Origin of the sequence: Streptococcus nidrosiense (genome assembly GCF_042140045.1) — a bacterium.
Classification (GTDB): domain Bacteria; phylum Bacillota; class Bacilli; order Lactobacillales; family Streptococcaceae; genus Streptococcus; species Streptococcus nidrosiense.
The window spans coordinates 1,856,034-1,873,989 of record NZ_CP152419.1 but is presented as its reverse complement, the minus strand read 5'-3'; the positions used below and the strand labels follow the sequence as shown (position 1 = coordinate 1,873,989).

The 17,956-nt window shown below is 40.7% G+C and carries 16 protein-coding genes and 1 pseudogene; 13 read left to right on the top strand and 4 right to left on the bottom strand.

Going from position 1 to position 17,956, the window contains the following annotated elements; all coding sequences use genetic code 11:
• Positions 1–357: 357 nt before the first annotated feature.
• The 10 genes and pseudogenes from AAFQ93_RS08980 (at position 358) to pyrE (ending at position 11,417) form a co-directional block, all read left to right on the top strand.
• Positions 358–568 (top strand): annotated as a pseudogene (locus AAFQ93_RS08980) (hypothetical protein).
• A 32-nt stretch (positions 569–600) separates the two neighbouring features.
• Positions 601–1,188 carry an ABC transporter ATP-binding protein gene (locus AAFQ93_RS08975; protein WP_223140013.1) on the top strand — a complete coding sequence of 196 codons (588 nt, stop codon included), beginning with the start codon at positions 601–603 and terminating at the stop codon, positions 1,186–1,188.
• A 3-nt stretch (positions 1,189–1,191) separates the two neighbouring features.
• Positions 1,192–2,376 (top strand): hypothetical protein, encoded by a 1,185-nt coding sequence (locus tag AAFQ93_RS08970; protein ID WP_223140012.1) that lies wholly within the window; start codon positions 1,192–1,194, stop codon positions 2,374–2,376.
• Positions 2,377–2,581: 205 nt separating this feature from the next.
• Positions 2,582–3,283: an ABC transporter ATP-binding protein gene (locus AAFQ93_RS08965; protein WP_223140011.1), complete on the top strand. Its 702-nt coding sequence runs from the start codon at positions 2,582–2,584 to the stop codon at positions 3,281–3,283.
• Position 3,284: 1 nt separating this feature from the next.
• Complete coding sequence (locus AAFQ93_RS08960) at positions 3,285–5,990, top strand: FtsX-like permease family protein (protein WP_375555220.1); 2,706 nt, start codon at positions 3,285–3,287, stop codon at positions 5,988–5,990.
• A gap of 95 nt (positions 5,991–6,085) precedes the next feature.
• A complete protein-coding gene (murD, locus tag AAFQ93_RS08955) occupies positions 6,086–7,438 on the top strand; it encodes a UDP-N-acetylmuramoyl-L-alanine--D-glutamate ligase (protein WP_375555219.1) in 1,353 nt (450 codons plus the stop codon).
• Between the two features lies 1 nt (position 7,439).
• Positions 7,440–8,498, top strand: a complete 1,059-nt coding sequence (locus AAFQ93_RS08950; RefSeq protein ID WP_075227116.1) for a UDP-N-acetylglucosamine--N-acetylmuramyl-(pentapeptide) pyrophosphoryl-undecaprenol N-acetylglucosamine transferase — start codon at positions 7,440–7,442, stop codon at positions 8,496–8,498.
• 9 nt (positions 8,499–8,507) lie between these two features.
• On the top strand, positions 8,508–9,806 hold the full coding sequence (locus AAFQ93_RS08945; protein ID WP_375555218.1) for an FtsQ-type POTRA domain-containing protein: 1,299 nt from the start codon (positions 8,508–8,510) through the stop codon (positions 9,804–9,806).
• Positions 9,807–10,044: 238 nt separating this feature from the next.
• Positions 10,045–10,746 carry an orotidine-5'-phosphate decarboxylase gene (gene pyrF / locus AAFQ93_RS08940; RefSeq protein WP_315639691.1) on the top strand — a complete coding sequence of 234 codons (702 nt, stop codon included), beginning with the start codon at positions 10,045–10,047 and terminating at the stop codon, positions 10,744–10,746.
• Positions 10,747–10,784: 38 nt separating this feature from the next.
• A complete protein-coding gene (gene pyrE / locus AAFQ93_RS08935; protein WP_375555217.1) occupies positions 10,785–11,417 on the top strand; it encodes an orotate phosphoribosyltransferase in 633 nt (210 codons plus the stop codon).
• Positions 11,418–11,479: 62 nt separating this feature from the next.
• Here pyrE and AAFQ93_RS08930 read toward each other — a convergent pair whose 3' ends face one another.
• Genes AAFQ93_RS08930 through AAFQ93_RS08915 form a run of 4 tightly spaced genes read right to left on the bottom strand, consistent with a single transcriptional unit; the run spans position 11,480 to position 14,441 of the window.
• Positions 11,480–12,346 carry a cysteine ABC transporter substrate-binding protein gene (locus tag AAFQ93_RS08930; protein ID WP_074324648.1) on the bottom strand — a complete coding sequence of 289 codons (867 nt, stop codon included), beginning with the start codon at positions 12,344–12,346 and terminating at the stop codon, positions 11,480–11,482.
• A gap of 18 nt (positions 12,347–12,364) precedes the next feature.
• Positions 12,365–13,123 carry an amino acid ABC transporter ATP-binding protein gene (locus AAFQ93_RS08925; protein WP_060956040.1) on the bottom strand — a complete coding sequence of 253 codons (759 nt, stop codon included), beginning with the start codon at positions 13,121–13,123 and terminating at the stop codon, positions 12,365–12,367.
• Entirely contained in the window at positions 13,124–13,801 is a 678-nt protein-coding gene (locus AAFQ93_RS08920) for an amino acid ABC transporter permease (RefSeq protein WP_045763229.1), read from the bottom strand.
• Complete coding sequence (locus AAFQ93_RS08915) at positions 13,761–14,441, bottom strand: amino acid ABC transporter permease (RefSeq protein ID WP_000384100.1); 681 nt, start codon at positions 14,439–14,441, stop codon at positions 13,761–13,763. The genes AAFQ93_RS08920 and AAFQ93_RS08915 overlap by 41 nt, the downstream gene beginning before the upstream one ends.
• A gap of 206 nt (positions 14,442–14,647) precedes the next feature.
• Between AAFQ93_RS08915 and AAFQ93_RS08910 the strand changes: the two genes are divergently transcribed.
• Genes AAFQ93_RS08910 through AAFQ93_RS08900 form a run of 3 tightly spaced genes read left to right on the top strand, consistent with a single transcriptional unit; the run spans position 14,648 to position 17,657 of the window.
• Positions 14,648–15,043, top strand: coding sequence for a CopY/TcrY family copper transport repressor (locus AAFQ93_RS08910; protein WP_045763230.1), 396 nt, complete (start codon positions 14,648–14,650; stop codon positions 15,041–15,043).
• A gap of 10 nt (positions 15,044–15,053) precedes the next feature.
• On the top strand, positions 15,054–15,425 hold the full coding sequence (locus tag AAFQ93_RS08905; protein ID WP_000933322.1) for a cupredoxin domain-containing protein: 372 nt from the start codon (positions 15,054–15,056) through the stop codon (positions 15,423–15,425).
• A 9-nt stretch (positions 15,426–15,434) separates the two neighbouring features.
• Positions 15,435–17,657 (top strand): heavy metal translocating P-type ATPase, encoded by a 2,223-nt coding sequence (locus tag AAFQ93_RS08900; protein ID WP_223140002.1) that lies wholly within the window; start codon positions 15,435–15,437, stop codon positions 17,655–17,657.
• Positions 17,658–17,956 lie beyond the last annotated feature (299 nt).

Below are 17,956 nucleotides of genomic sequence, written 5' to 3'. Positions count from 1 at the left end.
AAGACAGAGCTGGTTTCTTATTCCTAAATTGTCTTTCAATTGACAACAGGTTCCCTTGAAAATATTTAGTCAGCTAAACCAAGGCTAGTCTTAGCCTAAACCATTTTGTCAAATGAAATTACGTCCCATATTTCCTCTAAGTTAGTCAAACAATCTTAGTTTTAGAAAGTAAGACTAGCTAACTTCAATTTAGAACTTTCATATAATTTATAAGTGTTATATATTATTAAAACCAATGGGGAACTGTTGCATAAAAATGAGAAAAACGATATAATGAAAGCGTTTTCAACACTAATGATATAAATGCAATGAAAAATATGAAAAGTCAGTCAAAGTCGTGTTATTAGCTAGTTTGTTATGAATTGGTCTCTTCAATCCAGTGTGTCTGTTGTGACAGTCACTAAAAGTTATCGGTATGATTGGAATACCTACTATAAGTCTAGTATGAATTACCACAGACATAGCTATATTAACATCTCGTCGTGGTCTCGTTATGAAATATAAAGTTGATTCTGGCTGGAATTTCTATCGTTATGAGGTCATAAACTATTACAGCGGAGACTTTTAATCGTTAAAGAGTGAGAAAAAGGAGGGTTTGATATGTTAAGGCTTACTCATGTTACCTTAAAAACGCGACAAGTCATCTTACAAGATGTAGATTTCACCTTTAAAAAAGGCAGGATTTATGGAGTTCTTGCTATCAATGGCTCTGGAAAGACGACACTGTTCCGCGCCATTAGCAACTTAATTCCCATAAGTAGTGGAAATATTACAGTCCCTCCTTCTTTATTTTATTATGAAAGTGTTGAATGGCTGGATGGAAACTTAAGTGGGATGGACTACCTTCACCTTATAAAAAATATTTGGAAGTCAGACCTGAACTTGAGGGATGAAATCGCCTACTGGGAAATGTCTGATTATATCAGCCTTCCCATTCGCAAGTATTCCTTAGGCATGAAGCAACGCTTGGTGATTGCCATGTATTTTCTCAGTCAGGCGAAATGCTGGCTCATGGATGAGATTACAAATGGCTTAGATGAGTATTATCGACAGAAATTTTTTGATAGGCTGACAGAAATCGATAGACAAGAGCAGCTAGTTCTTTTAAGTTCCCACTACAAAGAGGAGTTAGTGGAGATTTGCGATAGCATCGTAACCATTCATCAGGGTCAGATAGAAGAGGTTTAGTTTATGAAAGATGTTAGTCTATTTTTATTGAAAAAAGTTTTCAGAAGCCGCTTAAACTGGATTGTCTTAGCTTTATTTGTATCTATAATCGGTGTTACCTTTTATTTCAATAGTCAGACTGCAAACTCCGTCAGCTTGGAGAGCGAGTTGGAAACCCGTCTTGTAAAAAATGAGAGAGTCATCAATGAATATGAAGAGAAACTCTCCCAAATATCTGACACCAGCTCGGAGGAATACCAGTTTGCTAAAGAAAATTTAGACTCGCAAAAAAATCATTTGACTCAAAAGACAGAAATTCTGACTTTATTAAAAGAAGGGCGCTGGAAAGAAGCCTACTATTTGCAGTGGCAAGATGTAGAGAAGAGTTATGAAATTTTATCAAAGGAACCGACTGCTAGTTCTGACTTAAAAATGGCGGTTGACCGCGAACGAAAGACTTACCAAGCCCTATATCCCTTGAACACAAAAGCCCACAATTTAGAATATCCGACTCACGGAATTGATCAGATTGTCTGGATTTTAGAGGTTATCATCCCAACCTTATTTGTGATTGCTATTATTTTTATGCTAACACAACTTTTTGCAGAAAGATATCAAAATCATCTTGACACAGCTCAGTTATATCCTTTTTCAAAAGTTTCATTTGCAATGTCCTCTCTTGGAGTTGGGGTGAGCTATGTAACCGTGCTGTGTATCGGAATCTGTGGATTTTCTTTTCTAGTGGGAAGTCTGATAAGCGGTTTTGGACAGTTAGATTACCCCTACCCGATTTATAACTTAACCAATCAAGAAGTAACTATTGGGAAGATACAAGATGTGTTATTTCCTAGCTTGCTCTTAGCTTTCTTAGCTTTTATCGTTATTGTGGAAGTTGTCTACTTGATTGCTTACTTTTTCAAGCAAAAAATGCCTATCCTCTTTCTTTCACTTATTGGGATTGTCGGCTTATTGTTTGGTATCCAAACCATTCAGCCTCTTCAGAGGATTGCACATCTGATTCCCTTTACTTACTTGCGTTCAGTGGAGATTTTGTCTGGAAGATTACCTAAGCAGATTGATAATGTCAATCTAAATTGGGGTACGGGTCTAGTCTTACTGCCTTGCACGATAATTCTTTTGCTATTGGGAATTCTATTTATCGAAAGCTGGGGAAGTTCACGAAAAAAGAGTATGTTAAATAGGTGTTAGTTTTCCTATTTCCACTTGATAACTACTTCATGCAAACAACAATAATAAAGAACATCCGAATTATTGTTAGCTATGAAAAACGAGGGAAAACGAATATCAGGAGACTCTCAAAATATGAGCCGTAAAAAAAGTCATCATTAGATGGCTTTTTTGCTATTAAAAGAGTTATAATAAAGATGAAAATAGGAGAAGAGGAGGAGTTAGGATGGCTTATATTGAAATGAAAAATAGCTATAAGAGGTATCATACTGGAGAAACAGAAATCGTAGCCAATCGTGATGTCAACTTCGAGATTGAAAAGGGAGAACTGGTCATTATCCTTGGTTCATCTGGAGCAGGAAAGTCAACGGTCTTAAATATTCTAGGTGGTATGGATACAAATGATGAAGGGCAAGTCTGGATTGATGGAACCAATATCTCGAATTTCACTTCTCATCAGAGAACTAACTATCGTAGAGATGACGTTGGCTTTGTCTTTCAATTTTACAACTTGGTTTCTAACTTGACTGCCAAGGAAAATGTTGAGCTAGCTTCAGAAATTGTTGCTGATGCCTTGGATCCTGAGCAGGTTCTCAAGGACGTAGGTTTAGGTCATCGTCTTAATAATTTTCCAGCTCAGCTATCAGGCGGTGAGCAACAACGGGTATCCATTGCTCGAGCGGTGGCAAAAAATCCTAAAATTCTCCTTTGTGATGAACCAACGGGAGCTTTGGACTACCAGACTGGTAAGCAGGTTCTAAAGATTCTTCAAGATATGTCACGTAAAAAAGGGGCCACCGTTATCATCGTGACCCATAATGCCTCCCTAGCTCCAATAGCTGATCGGGTGATTCAGATGCATGATGCCAGTGTCAAGAGTGTTGTCCTCAATCCTCAACCACAGGATATTGATGATTTGGAGTACTAAGATGAAAAGAAAGACATATTGGAAAGACCTGCTCCAGTCTTTCACAGGTTCAAAGGGACGGTTTTTATCCATCCTAACTCTGATGATGTTAGGTTCTTTAGCCGTGGTTGGTCTCAAGGTTGCTAGTCCTAATATGGAGCGAACAGCTTGGGCTTATCTAAAAGATACCAATGCGGCAGATATGACCGTCATAGCAGATTATGGTCTAGATCAGGCAGACCAGGAAGAATTGCAAACTCTATCAGGAGCAGATGTCGAATTTGGTTATATGACAGATTTGACTCTGGCAAACAGTCAAGATGCCATACGGATCTTTTCAAATACTGAAAAGATTTCAAAATTTCAAGTAACGGAAGGGCGTTTGCCTGAAAAAGAAGATGAATTGGCTCTAGCTGATTTTTGGAAAGATCACTATCAAATTGGGCAAGTCATTCATTTGAGTCAAAAGAAGGGCAGTAATTCTCAGTTGAAGCGGGATAGTTATACCATTACAGGCTTCGTCCACTCTCCAGATATTTTCTCAAAAACGGATATGGGGAGTTCAGCCAGTGGTAATGGGAACTTAGCAGCCTATGGTGTCGTAACTGAAGCAAATTTTAAGAGCTCTGTTTACACGATTGCCCGCCTGCGTTTTGCTAGTTTAACAGATGTTAATCCTTTTTCCAGCGATTATGAAAAGAAGCAAGAGGAAGAAGAGGCAACTCTCAAAGACCTAGTTGCTGATAATGGTCAAGCGCGACTAGTGAAAATGAAAAAGGAGGCTCAAGAGTCCCTTGATGAGGGCAAGAAACAATTAGACGAGGCAGAGACCAACTTGACAGCTGGCAAGAAACGCCTACAGGATATCGAGAGTCGGCTTCAGGGTCAAGAGGCTCAGTTAAGCCAACTACCAGAACCACAAAAAAGTCAAGCATCTAGTCAGTTAGGAGAAGCAAAAGAACAACTAAAGCAAGAAAAGGAAAAGCTGAGCCAAGCTGAAACGAATCTGGCGAGCGAAAAGGATAAATGGCAGGCTAGTCAGAATGAGGTCAAGGCTCTAACAGAGCCAACCTATCATGTCTACAATCGCAAGAGTTCTCCTACTGGTCAAGGTTACCTCATGTATAGTAACTCGGCTATGAGTATTCGTGCCGTAGGGAATATCTTTCCAGTTGTTCTCTATGCCGTTGCAGCCATGGTTACCTTTACCACCATGACACGATTTGTAGACGAGGAAAGGACCAATGCAGGAATCTTTAAGGCTTTGGGCTACCACAGCAAAGACATCATCGCTAAGTTTGTGATTTATGGTCTGGTTGCTGGAACTCTTGGAACCATTCTAGGAATCTTGCTTGGACATTACGTCTTGGCACCTACAATCTCGCATATCATTACTGAGCGAATGATTGTTGGAGAGAGTCAGCAGAATTTCTATTGGACCTATAGTTTCTTGGCTCTGGGACTAAGCTTAATAGCTAGCGTTTTACCTGCCTACCTTGTATCTCGCAAAGAGTTGCATGAAGAAGCAGCGCAATTATTACTACCTAAGCCACCAGTCAAGGGTTCTAAAATTCTCTTGGAGCGCATAACATTTATCTGGTCACGTTTGAGTTTTACTCAGAAGGTAACAGCCCGCAACATTTTCCGTTACAAACAACGCATGCTGATGACCATTTTTGGAGTTGCTGGTTCAGTAGCCCTCCTATTTGCAGGGCTTGGGATTCAATCCTCTGTTGTAGGAGTGGCCGACAGACAGTTTAAGGACCTGCAACAATACCAGATGATTCTCTCTGTCAATTCTCGAGCTTCTGATTCTGATAAGGCAAAGCTAGAAGAAAAATTGCAGAGTGATGAAGTTGAAAACTATCGTTTGATTTTTTCCAAACAGATTGAGGAAAAGTATGCTGGCAAGGCAGGTGTTCAAACCGTGACCATGATGGTAACGGATCAAGATGACCTAGAACCCTTTGTCCATTTAGAAAAAAATGGGGAAAAACTGAACTTATCAAACGGAGTCATTTTGACAGAAAAATTAGCCCAGTTGGCTGGAGTTTCTGTTGGTGACAACTTTATAATCGATGGGAAAACCTTTAAAGTAGGTGCTATTACCGAGCACTATGTGGGCCATTTTGTCTATATGAATCAGGCAACCTATGAGGAGATATACGGTCAAGCACCCAAGATGAATACATATTTGGTCCAACTCAAGGATAAAAGTGAAGTCAATACCGAAAGAGTCGCAGGAGAATTTATGGACCAGGCGGCTGTCAGTGGCCTCGTTCAAAATGCCTCCACCATTCAGCTCTTTGAAAGTTTTGCCAATTCTCTGAATCATACCATGGCGATTTTGGTGCTGGTATCGGTGCTACTAGCTATTGTGATTCTCTATAATTTGACCAATATCAATGTTGCTGAACGGATTCGAGAACTCTCAACCATCAAGGTTCTTGGTTTTCATAACAAAGAAGTGACCCTTTATATCTATCGGGAGACCATCATATTGTCACTAATTGGAATGATTGTAGGTCTAGTCTCAGGTTTTTATCTCCATCAATTTCTCATTCAGATGATTGCACCTGGTACCTTCCGTTTTCAACCAAAGGTCGGCTGGGAAGTGTATCTCATCCCAATTCTAGCTATTAGTGTCATCTTGACTATCCTAGGCTTTTTTGTCAATCATTATCTCCGAAAGGTAGATATGCTTGAAGCCCTCAAGTCTGTAGAATAATTGGTCGAGGACAAAAACAAATAAGAAAGCCCTTTGTGGCTTTTTTATTTTCATAAAAATGGTAAAATAGTAAGAGTAGAAATGGAGTTCTAGATATGAAACGAATTGATCAATTTGAAAATAAGAAAGTATTAGTCCTAGGTTTGGCCAAATCTGGTGAATCTGCAGCTCGTCTTTTGGATAAGCTAGGTGCCATTGTGACAGTGAATGATGGCAAGCCTTTTGAGGAAAATCCAGCTGCGCAAAGTCTCTTGGAAGAGGGCATCAAGGTTGTCACTGGTGGCCATCCTTTGGAATTGTTGGATGAAGATTTTGCACTTATGGTGAAAAATCCAGGAATTCCTTATAGCAATCCTATGATTGAAAAAGCTCTAGAAAAAGGCATTCCAGTCTTGACAGAGGTTGAGTTGGCCTACTTGATTTCAGAAGCACCAATCGTAGGTATTACAGGTTCAAATGGTAAGACAACGACCACAACCATGATTGGAGAAGTTCTGACTGCTGCAGGGCAAAATGGACTTTTATCAGGGAACATCGGATATCCTGCTAGTCAAGTGGCTCAAACTGCGACAGATAAGGATACTCTTGTCATGGAGCTATCCTCTTTCCAACTAATGGGAATCCAGGAATTCCATCCTGAAATTGCTGTTATCACCAACCTGATGCCAACCCATATCGACTATCACGGTTCTTTTGAAGCTTATGTCGCAGCTAAGTGGAATATCCAAAGCAATATGACAGCGGCTGATTACCTAGTTTTGAACTTCAACCAGGAATTAGCCAAAGAACTGGCGACAAAGACAAATGCGACTGTAGTACCATTTTCAACACTTGAAAAGGTCGACGGAGCTTATCTTAAAGATGGTTATCTATACTTCCGTGGCGAAAAGGTCATGGCGGCTGATGAAATCGGTGTTCCAGGTAGCCACAATGTGGAAAATGCTCTTGCAACCATTGCTGTTGCTAAACTTCGTGGTGTTGACAATGAAACCATTAAGGAAACCTTGTCAGCCTTTGGTGGAGTTAAGCACCGTCTCCAATTTGTAGACCAAATCAATGGGGTGAAATTCTACAACGATAGTAAGTCAACCAATATCTTGGCAACTCAAAAAGCCTTGTCTGGATTTGACAATAGCAAGGTTATCTTGATTGCTGGTGGTTTGGACCGTGGGAATGAGTTTGACGAATTGGTGCCAGATATTACTGGACTTAAGAAAATGGTTATTCTCGGTCAATCTGCAGAACGTGTCAAGCGTGCAGCGGATAAAGCTGGTGTGACTTATGTCGATGCGACAGATATTGCAGATGCAACCCGCAAGGCCTATGAACTCGCAGAAGAAGGAGATGTGGTTCTCCTCAGTCCTGCTAATGCGAGCTGGGATATGTATGCTAACTTTGAAGTACGTGGAGATCTTTTTATCGACACTGTAGCGGAGTTAAAGGGATAATATGAAAAAAATAGTATTTACAGGTGGGGGAACGGTTGGACACGTTACCCTCAACCTTTTGTTAATGCCTAAGTTCATCGAAGATGGCTGGGAAGTCCACTATATTGGTGATAAAAATGGGATTGAGCATCATGAAATTCTCAAGTCAGGTTTAGATGTTACCTTCCATTCTATTGCAACAGGGAAATTACGTCGATATTTCTCATGGCAAAATATGGTTGACGTCTTTAAGGTTGCTTTTGGAATCCTTCAATCGCTCTTTATCATGCTTCGAGTTCGTCCACAAGCCCTCTTTTCTAAGGGTGGATTTGTATCTGTTCCGCCTGTTATTGCAGCGCGAGTATGTAGAGTACCAGTCTTTATCCACGAGTCTGACCTCTCTATGGGCTTGGCCAATAAAATCGCCTATAAGTTTGCGACTAAGATGTACTCTACTTTTGAACAAGCGTCTAGTCTCACTAAGGTAGAGCATGTAGGAGCTGTGACCAAGGTTTCTGGCCCAATCATGGAAGAACCTGAAGAAATGGTGGACATCCGAACTTATTTTGATAGCAAACTACCAACTCTTCTCTTTGTTGGAGGTTCTGCTGGTGCGCGTGTCTTTAACCAATTAGTTACAGACCACAAGGAAGAGTTGACTAGTCGCTACAATATCATCAACCTGACAGGTGATGCTAGTTTAAATGAACTAAGCCAACACCTCTATCGTGTTGACTATGTGACTGACCTCTATCAACCGCTCATGAATCTGGCTGATGTGGTCATTACTCGTGGTGGTGCCAATACCATCTTTGAACTCCTTGCTATGGCTAAATTGCATGTCATTGTGCCACTCGGGCGTGAAGCTAGCCGTGGAGACCAGATTGAAAATGCGGCTTACTTTGTGAAAAAAGGCTATGCTGAGGAGTTGCAAGAGAGTGACTTGACCTTGTCTACTTTAGAAGAAAAAGTAAGCAAGCTTTTGACCCACAAAGAAGACTACCAGAACACGATGAAGAATTCTCATGAATTAAAATCTGTGGCGGATTTTTATGCGCTACTAAAAAAAGATCTATCATAAGGAAAATCGATGTCAAAGGATAAGAAACAAGAGCCAACTCAAGGCAAGGAATTGTCAGAGTGGCAAAAACGAAATCAAGAATATCTTCAAAAAAAGGCTGAAGAAGAGGCCCAACTAGCCAAAGAAAAGGCCCAAGCAGATGCCAATAAAAAAGAAGTTTCAAAAGCTCTAGAAGAAGAAGCCACCTTATCAGAGTGGCAGAAGCAGAACCGTGAATATCTGCTTAAAAAAGCTGAAGAAGAGATCAAGGAAGAACAAGAGTCAGACTTATCTGAAGATACTGAGGCAGAAGAGGATTCAGATTCTAATCCTGAAGAGCAGAAGGAGAGTGCAGAAGACCAGTCCTCTCCTGAGAATGAGGAGGAAACTACTGAACCAGAACAAGTAGCAGAAGAGGACGAAAAATCTGAAGAAACAAAAGTAGAAGAAAAGAGATCTAAGTCTAAGAAAAAGATTGCTAAGCCTTCTATTCCAAGTGTTCATATCTGGCGTGCTGTTACGATTCTAATCCCAAGTTTGCTTGTCTTGTTCTTTTCCATCTATCTTTTGACGCCATACTCAACTTTGAAAAACATACAGGTTACTGGTACGGTAGAGACCAATGCAGACCAAATCAAAGAGGCTTCAGGGATTCGTGATAGTGACTATACCTTTGGTCTGCTCCTCAATAAAGACAAACATGCTGAGATGATTAAGTCCAATCACTGGATTGAATCTGCTAGCATTCACTATCAATTTCCGACCAATTTTACCATCCAGGTCAAGGAATACGGGATTGTAGCCTATTATGTTTCTGGAGAGGATCATTATCCGATTCTTTCTAGTGGGACGGTGGAAACCAGTCCAGTTAGTCTAGTCAGTCTTCCTGAAACCTATATGTCCGTACTCTTTAACGATGAGCAGCAAGTCAAAACCTTGATTGAACAACTGGCTGAAGTCAGCCCAGAGATTAAGCAGGCGATCAAAACGATTGAATTGGCTCCAAGCAGTGTAACCAGTGATCTGCTCAAGATTACCATGTATGATACGGATGAGATTTTGGTTCCTTTATCAGAACTAGGTAAAAAATTGCCTTACTATAGTAAGATTAAACCTCAATTAACAGTGCCAAGCGGTATTGATATGGAAGTTGGGATCTATAGTTATAGCTTGACGGATAAGGCTTTAGAAGAAGCGAGAATCAAAGCTAAAGAAGAGGAAAAGAAGAAGCAGGAAGAAGAAAAGAAAAAACAAGAAGAGCAAGGGAATCAAACTCAGAATCAAACACAAACTCAAAATCAAACAACCCAACAATCACAGAGTCGATAAACTTGAGAACATTCTATCTGCTTGATTGTGAGTCTTGTACCAGTTTTTACTTGACAAGTCCCGCTTTAAATAATAGAATAGTAAAAAACCTTTAAAGCAGTCCAGAGAGGCAGCTAAGGTTAGGCGGTGAAAGGGTGGATTCTACCCATTTTTCGTGGAACCTTGCTGTTGGCAGGTTCCTTTTTTGTAGTCTTTTTGACGGAAGCTGGGCTGATAAGAAAGATAAGAGGAGAAACGCATGCGTGAAAGTCGCCCAGTCATTGCTCTGGATTTTCCAAGTTTTGAAGAAGCCAAGGAGTTCTTAGCCCTATTTCCAGCAGAGGAAAAGCTCTATGTCAAAGTAGGAATGGAAATCTACTATGCTGTAGGACCTGAAGTTGTCCGATATTTGAAGTCATTAGGACATAGTGTCTTTTTGGATCTCAAACTGCATGATATTCCCAATACAGTCAAATCAACCATGAAAATTTTATCGAACCTGGGAGTTGATATGACCAATGTGCAGGCAGCAGGTGGGGTTGAGATGATGCAAGCAGCGCGTGAAGGATTGGGAGACAAGGGGATTCTCATAGCTGTTACCCAATTAACCTCAACCTCGGAGGAACAAATGCAAGAATGTCAAAATATCCAAACCAGCCTCCAAGAGTCGGTTATCCACTATGCCCAGAAAACAGCTGAAGCTGGTCTAGATGGAGTCGTTTGCTCGGCCCAAGAAGCCAAGCTGATCAAACAAGCAACTCATGAAGACTTTATCTGTCTGACACCAGGGATTCGCCCAAGAGGGACAGAAGCAGGGGATCAGAAACGGGTAGTAACCCCAGGAGAAGCTTACCAGATTGGCAGTGACTACATCGTAGTTGGCCGTCCGATTACGCAAGCAGCTGATCCAGTCGCAGCCTACCATGCCATCAAAGAAGAATGGACACAAGATTGGGTTTAAAAAGAAGATTCATTTAACACTATAAAAAGGAGCACACCATGACACTTGCTAAAGATATTGCTAGCCATCTATTGAAAATTCAAGCCGTTTACCTCAAACCAGAAGAACCTTTTACTTGGGCATCAGGCATTAAGTCACCGATTTATACGGACAACCGTGTGACGCTTGCTTACCCAGAAACGCGTAGCTTGATTGAAAATGGTTTTGTGGAGGCCATCAAGGAAGAATTCCCAGAAGTCGAAGTGATTGCAGGAACAGCGACTGCAGGTATTCCTCATGGTGCCATCATCGCTGACAAGATGAACTTGCCATTTGCCTATATCCGTAGCAAACCAAAAGATCATGGTGCTGGAAATCAAATTGAGGGTCGTGTAGCCCAAGGTCAAAAGATGGTCGTTGTTGAAGATTTGATTTCAACTGGTGGTTCAGTTCTCGAAGCCGTTGCAGCTGCTAAACGTGAAGGAGCTGATGTTCTTGGAGTTGTGGCTATCTTCAGCTATCAATTGCCAAAAGCAGATAAGAACTTTGCGGATGCTGGTGTCAAACTAGTAACCCTCTCAAACTACAGCGAGCTCATTCACATAGCTCAAGAAGAAGGCTATATCACACCAGAAGGACTCGACCTCCTAAAACGCTTTAAAGAAGACCAAGAAAATTGGCAAAATGCTTAAGGTATATAAAAATCAGGTAGTCACTAGGATTACCTGATTTCTTTTTGTGATTTCATTGAGTATTAGTCGACTTTTCCACCTTCAACAACAAGGTCATCTGCTTTAGCAGCGTCACCGTAGGTTGGATGAAGTGTTTTTTCATAAGCCTTGTGGAAGAAGTTTTCCTTACCTAATTTTTCGATTTCTTGGTTGATGTAGTCAAGTAGTTCTTGGTTACCTTTTTGAACTGCTGGTGCAATAGTATCTGGATCACCTAGAGAAGAAATTCCTACCTCATATCCTTTATTTTCAAGCGCCCAAGCTAGAACTTCAGTATTGTCAGTAGAGAAGGCATCTCCACGTCCATCAAGAAGGGCTTGGTAGGCATCGCTATATTGGTCGTATTTTTGAAGTTTTACTTCTGGGTGATTTTTCTCAAAGTAAGTTTCAGCAGTCGTTCCTTTTGTAACGATCAAGGTTTTGCCTTCAAGTTCTTTAACGTCCTTGATGACTTTATCTTTTGGTGACACAACACCGAGAGAAACTTTCATGTAAGGAAGGGCAAAGTCAACTTGTTTTTTACGTTCGTCAGTAACTGTGAAGTTGGCAAGGGTGATATCAACTTTGTTTGAAATCAAGTATTCAGCACGGTTGGCAGCATCAACAGAAACGTATTTAACCTTCACACCCAGGTCTTGTGCTAATTGGTTACCTAGTTCGATATCGTAACCTTGGTAAGAACCATCGTTGTCAACATAACCAAATGGTTTTTTATCTCCAAATACCGCGATTCGAAGTTCGCCACTTTTCTTAATTTCATCAATAGTACGAGCTTTGGCAGTTGCCTTAGTAGATGAAGCATCAGAGCTTCCGCCTGAACTACAAGCTGTGACAAAGATAAGCGCAAATGCTAGAGCAAAAACAGTTAGAATTGGTTTTAGTAGTTTCATAATAATCTCCTTTAGTTATTATAAGTATGAGCCAAACTGGCTAAAGTCAAAGACGTTTAAAAATTCTTGTGCTCGTTTGGTTTGTGGATTTGTGAAGAATTCCTGAGCAGTTCCTTCTTCAGCAATTTTCCCTTGGTCAAGGAAGATAATGCGGTCCGCAATGGCTTGGGCAAACTGCATTTCATGGGTTACCAGAATCATGGTACGCCCTTCTTGAGCCAAGTCATTGATAAGTTCCAGAACCTCACGCACCATTTCTGGATCCAGTGAAGCCGTCACCTCGTCAAAAAGAATGATTTCTGGATGCATGAGAAGGGCACGAACGATGGCTACCCGTTGCTTTTGTCCACCAGATAATTGACGAGCGAAGCTATGTTGTTTATCTAGAAGTCCAACACGCTCTAGTAGTTGCAGAGCTTCTTCAGTGACTTCTTTTTTGTCTCTTCCTTGAGCCTTGATAGGGCCTAAGATAAGGTTTTGAAGGACATCTAAGTGAGGAAAGAGTTCATAACTTTGAAAGACCATGCCGATTTTTTGGCGAACCAAGTGAAAATCTTTTTTATTTTCAACGATGGACTGGCCATCCAGCAGGATATCTCCTCCTTGAATACTTTCTAAACCATTGAGGCAACGAAGTAGGGTACTTTTCCCACAACCAGACGGCCCTAGGATGACGACCACTTCCCCCTTTTTAACATCTAGGGAAAGTCCTTGGAGGATAGGATTGTCTCCGAAGGATTTTTTTAGTTCCTTGATTTCTAAAATAGTTTCAGACATTTAGTTCCTCCAATGTTTTTCTAAGTGAGTAGATAGTTTGGAAATAGGGAAGCAAACCGCGAAATACAAGACTAGGATGGTTCCATAAATCCAAAAGGAAGCGGTTGGGATAGTCAAACGATTGCTATCTATAATTTGTTGTCCAACTTTGGTAACTTCAACAACCCCAATCAAAACAACCAAGGAAGTCGTTTTAATCATCCGAGTGACAAGGTTGATGGCTTGTGGGAGCAATCTTCTTAAGACCTGAGGGATGATGATGTAGTAGTAGAGTTGAAATTTAGTTAAGCCAAGTGCTTGTCCACTCTCAAATTGATGTTTAGGCAGGGAAGTGATAGCTCCACGAACTAAGTCACCCATCTCAGCTGTTCCCCAGAGGGTGAAAACGATAATAGCAGAAGTCTCACCAGAAATATTGATATTAAAGTTTCGAGCTAAACCAAAGTAAACGATGAAAAGGAGCACCAGCTGGGGCATGATCCGGATAAATTCTAGATAAAAACGAGTCAAGAAACGAATCACTCTAGAATGAGAAGTCATGATAATTCCCATCACCGTTCCGAAAATCATGGATAAGAGGACAGACAGGATAGAAATCCCAATTGTGACTCCCAATCCCTGTAAAATTCTCAGGAGATTATTTCCCTGAAAGAGTACTTGCATTCCCGAATCCTGCATGACGGAGTCTCCTTTCTATCCAGCTAAAGACTAGTGAAATTGGTAGAAGCATGATGAGGTAAGCAACCACCAACATAGCCAGCGCAATATCTGTCTCATAATAGAGTCCAATCAAATCCTTAGCAACGTACATAAGGTCAGCAAGGGCAACTGCTGAAAAGACAGAAGTTTCCTTGATCAGGAAAATAACATTGGCACTAAAGGATGGTAGAGCCACCGCAGTCGCTTGTGGAAGAACCACGTAGCGAAAGACCTGAAATGGTGTGAGGCCAATGGCTAAACCTATTTCATGCTGGGTTTGACTGACGGCTTCTAGCCCGCTTCGGAAGGATTCTGCCATGTAGGAACCACCTAAGAAGATGAGCCCGACTGTTGCACAGACTTCTGAAGAAAGAACAATCCCTATTCGAGGTAGACCAAAGTAGAGAAAGAAAAGTTGTATCAAAAGGGGTGTATTTCGTGACAATTCTATATAGGCTGTTGCCAACTGTGAGAAAACAGGAAGGCGGTAATGCCGGATGACGCTGACGATGAGCCCTAGCAAAAAAGAACCTAGAATTCCCCAAACTGCAATATGCAAGGTCAGAAAGAATGCCTTTTGATAGAGTGGTAGATATTGTTCAACAATGGACCAATCCAAAAGTAGAACCTCCCATCTAGGAAAATGATACAGTTATTGTAGCATTAAAAGAGAGCTTTGGATAATATGTATTTTTTATTGTGGCGATAAAAAATATTTATAGCGGCGATAAATTTTAAAAATGTGATTTCTTTGGTTGACAAATGTAGATTTTGAGAGTATACTGATAATTGTAATTGACAAATGTAGATTTTGGAGGTGTACTGATGCAGATTTCGGATGCAGAATGGCAGGTCATGAAGATTATCTGGATGCAGGGAGAACAGACTAGTACTGATCTGATAAAAGTATTAGAGAAAAGGTTCAGTTGGTCCAAATCCACGATCCAGACACTCTTGGCCCGTTTGGTGGAGAAAGAATGTTTGACTCGGGAAAAACAGGGCAAGTCCTTTGTCTATTCGGCCCTTTTAACGCTAGATGATAGTAGGGGCTTAATGGTTCAGGATATCAAAGACAAGCTTTGTTCTCGAAGAATAAAGCTCTTGCTAGCTGATTTGATTGAAGAATGTGACTTTACCCTAGCTGACTTGGAAGGTTTGGAAGAAGTGATTTCAAAGAAAAAAGCAAGTGCTGTAACAGAAGTAAGATGTAATTGTATGTAAAGGAGACGCTATGTTAAATCTATTTGTATCTATTGTTGTTTTAGGAATGATTGCTTTTATCCTCTTTTGGTTTTTCAAAAAACCGCAAGAAGATGCTAAGAGAGCCCAACAAAAGAATGGCTATCAAGAAATTCGAGTGGAGGTCATGGGAGGATATACTCCAGAAACCATTATCCTCAAAAAATCGCAACCTGCTCGCATTATTTTTGATCGAAAAGATCCTTCACCTTGCTTGGACCAAATCGTATTTCCAGACTTTGGTGTGCATGCAGACCTACCTATGGGAGACCAATATGTGGTGGAAATCACTCCTGAAGAAGCCGGAGAATATGGTTTCTCTTGTGGCATGAACATGATGCACGGTAAGATGATTGTAGAATAGGAGAAGGATATGACTGAAATTGTAAAAGCAAGTCTTGAAAATGGTGTTCAAAAAATCCGTATCACGGCAGACAAAGGCTACCATCCAGCCCATATTCAACTACAAAAAGGAATTCCTGCTGAGATTACCTTTCACCGTGTGACACCGTCAAACTGTTATAAAGAAATTCTCTTCGAAGAAGAAGGAATTCTAGAACCAATCGCTCAAGATGAGGAAAAGATCATTCGTTTTACTCCTCAAGACTTGGGTGAACATGAATTTTCATGTGGCATGAAGATGCAAAAGGGGACCTACACCGTTGTTGAAAAAACTAAAAAGTCTCTCAGTCTTTTACAGCGTTTTTGGATTACTAGTATCTTTACTGTGCCTCTTGTGATTCTCATGATTGGGATGTCTACAGGAGGAATTAGTCACCAAGTCATGCGTTGGGGCACCTTTTTAGCCACAACACCCATTATGCTGGTAGCTGGAGTTCCATATATCAGAAGCGCCTGGGCTAGTTTTAAAAAGCACAATTCCAACATGGATACCTTGGTTGCTCTAGGAACCCTAGTGGCCTATTTCTATAGCTTAGTTGCCCTCTTCACTGGTCTGCCCGTTTACTTTGAAAGTGCTGCATTTATCCTCTTCTTCATTCTTTTGGGAGCAGTTTTTGAGGAAAAAATGCGAAAAAATACTTCGCAGGCAGTCGAAAAATTATTAGACCTACAAGCAAAAACAGCAGAGGTTTTGCGTGATGATGTTTATGTTCAAATACCTCTAGAACAAGTCAAAGTTGGGGATCTCATTCGCGTTCGACCAGGTGAAAAAATAGCTGTTGATGGGATTGTCTTAGAAGGTGAAACGAGTATTGATGAATCAATGGTGACTGGGGAAAGTATTCCAGTCGATAAATCAGTTGGAGATGCTGTCATTGGTTCAACCATCAATAATAGTGGTACGATCATCTTTAGAGCTGAAAAAGTTGGTTCTGAGACTATGTTGGCTCAGATTGTGGACTTTGTGAAAAAAGCGCAAACCAGTCGTGCTCCGATTCAAGATTTGACAGACAAGATTTCTGGTATTTTCGTACCAGCAGTTGTCATTTTAGGCCTCCTTACTTTTTGGATCTGGTTTGTCTTGCTTGGTGAAAGCTTTGTGACTTCCCTTCTTTACGGAATTGCTGTCTTGATTATTGCTTGCCCTTGTGCTCTTGGACTTGCGACACCGACAGCACTTATGGTAGGAACAGGACGAAGTGCTAAGATGGGGGTTCTCCTCAAAAATGGTACAGTTTTACAGGAAATTCAAAAAGTTCAAACAGTTGTTTTTGATAAGACTGGAACCTTGACCGAAGGGAAGCCAGTAGTGACAGATGTTATTGGTGATGAAAGAGAAGTGATCAGCTTGGCTGCTTCACTGGAAGATGTATCTCAACACCCGCTAGCTCAAGCTATTGTTAATCGTGCATCTGAACTAGGAATTAGCCTTTACCCAGTGGAAAACTTCCAAGCCTTGCATGGAAAAGGTGTGACTGGGATTATTAATGGTAAACAAGTCTTGCTTGGGAATGCCAAACTTTTAGCTGATCTTGACATTCCGAGTGACTATCAAGAACGATTTGATTTACTTGAGAAAGAAGCAAAAACAGTTGTCTTCCTATCCGTGGATGGTCAGTTAAAAGGCTTAATTGCCTTGCAGGATGTCCCTAAGGAAAATGCTCGAGAAGCTATTGCCAAATTGAAAAAACGTGGTCTTAAAACGGTCATGCTTACCGGAGATAATGCTGGAGTAGCCCATGCGATTGCAGAGCAAATTGGAATCGAAGAAGTGATCGCAAATGTCTTGCCAGAGGAAAAGGCACATGAAATTCACAAGCTTCAAAAGAATGGCAAATTGGCCTTTGTTGGAGATGGTATCAATGATGCGCCAGCCCTCAGTGTAGCGGATGTCGGAATTGCTATGGGCTCTGGGACAGATATTGCCATTGAATCAGCAGATCTTGTCCTCACAACCAACAATTTACTAGGATTGGCACGTGCTTTTGATATGAGTAAGAAGACCTTTAATCGTATTCTACTCAATCTTTTCTGGGCTTCTATCTATAACCTCATTGGTATTCCGATTGCAGCAGGAGTCTTTTCAAGTCTTGGTTTGGTGCTCAATCCAGAACTTGCAGGATTGGCCATGGCCTTTAGTTCAGTCTCTGTTTTAATCAGCTCTCTTATGCTTAATTTTACTAAAGTCGATTAATACTCTTCGAAAATCAAATTCAAACCACGTCAGCTTCACCTTGCCGTACTCAAGTACAGCCTGCGGCTAGCTTCCTAGTTTGCTCTTTGATTTTCATTGAGTATAAAAAGGCGGTTTTAACCGCTTTTTTGCTATTCTAAAACAGATTTTCAAAACGTTTTAAATCTGTACTGTAATAGAGAATGAAGTTTTCTGAGCACATTCTTATGAAACTATAAGTAAATGTGATAAATTAGGAGTGTAAATTTACTGAATCGTTTTCAAAAAACATATAAAAGCGCTTTTATTATTCATCAAAT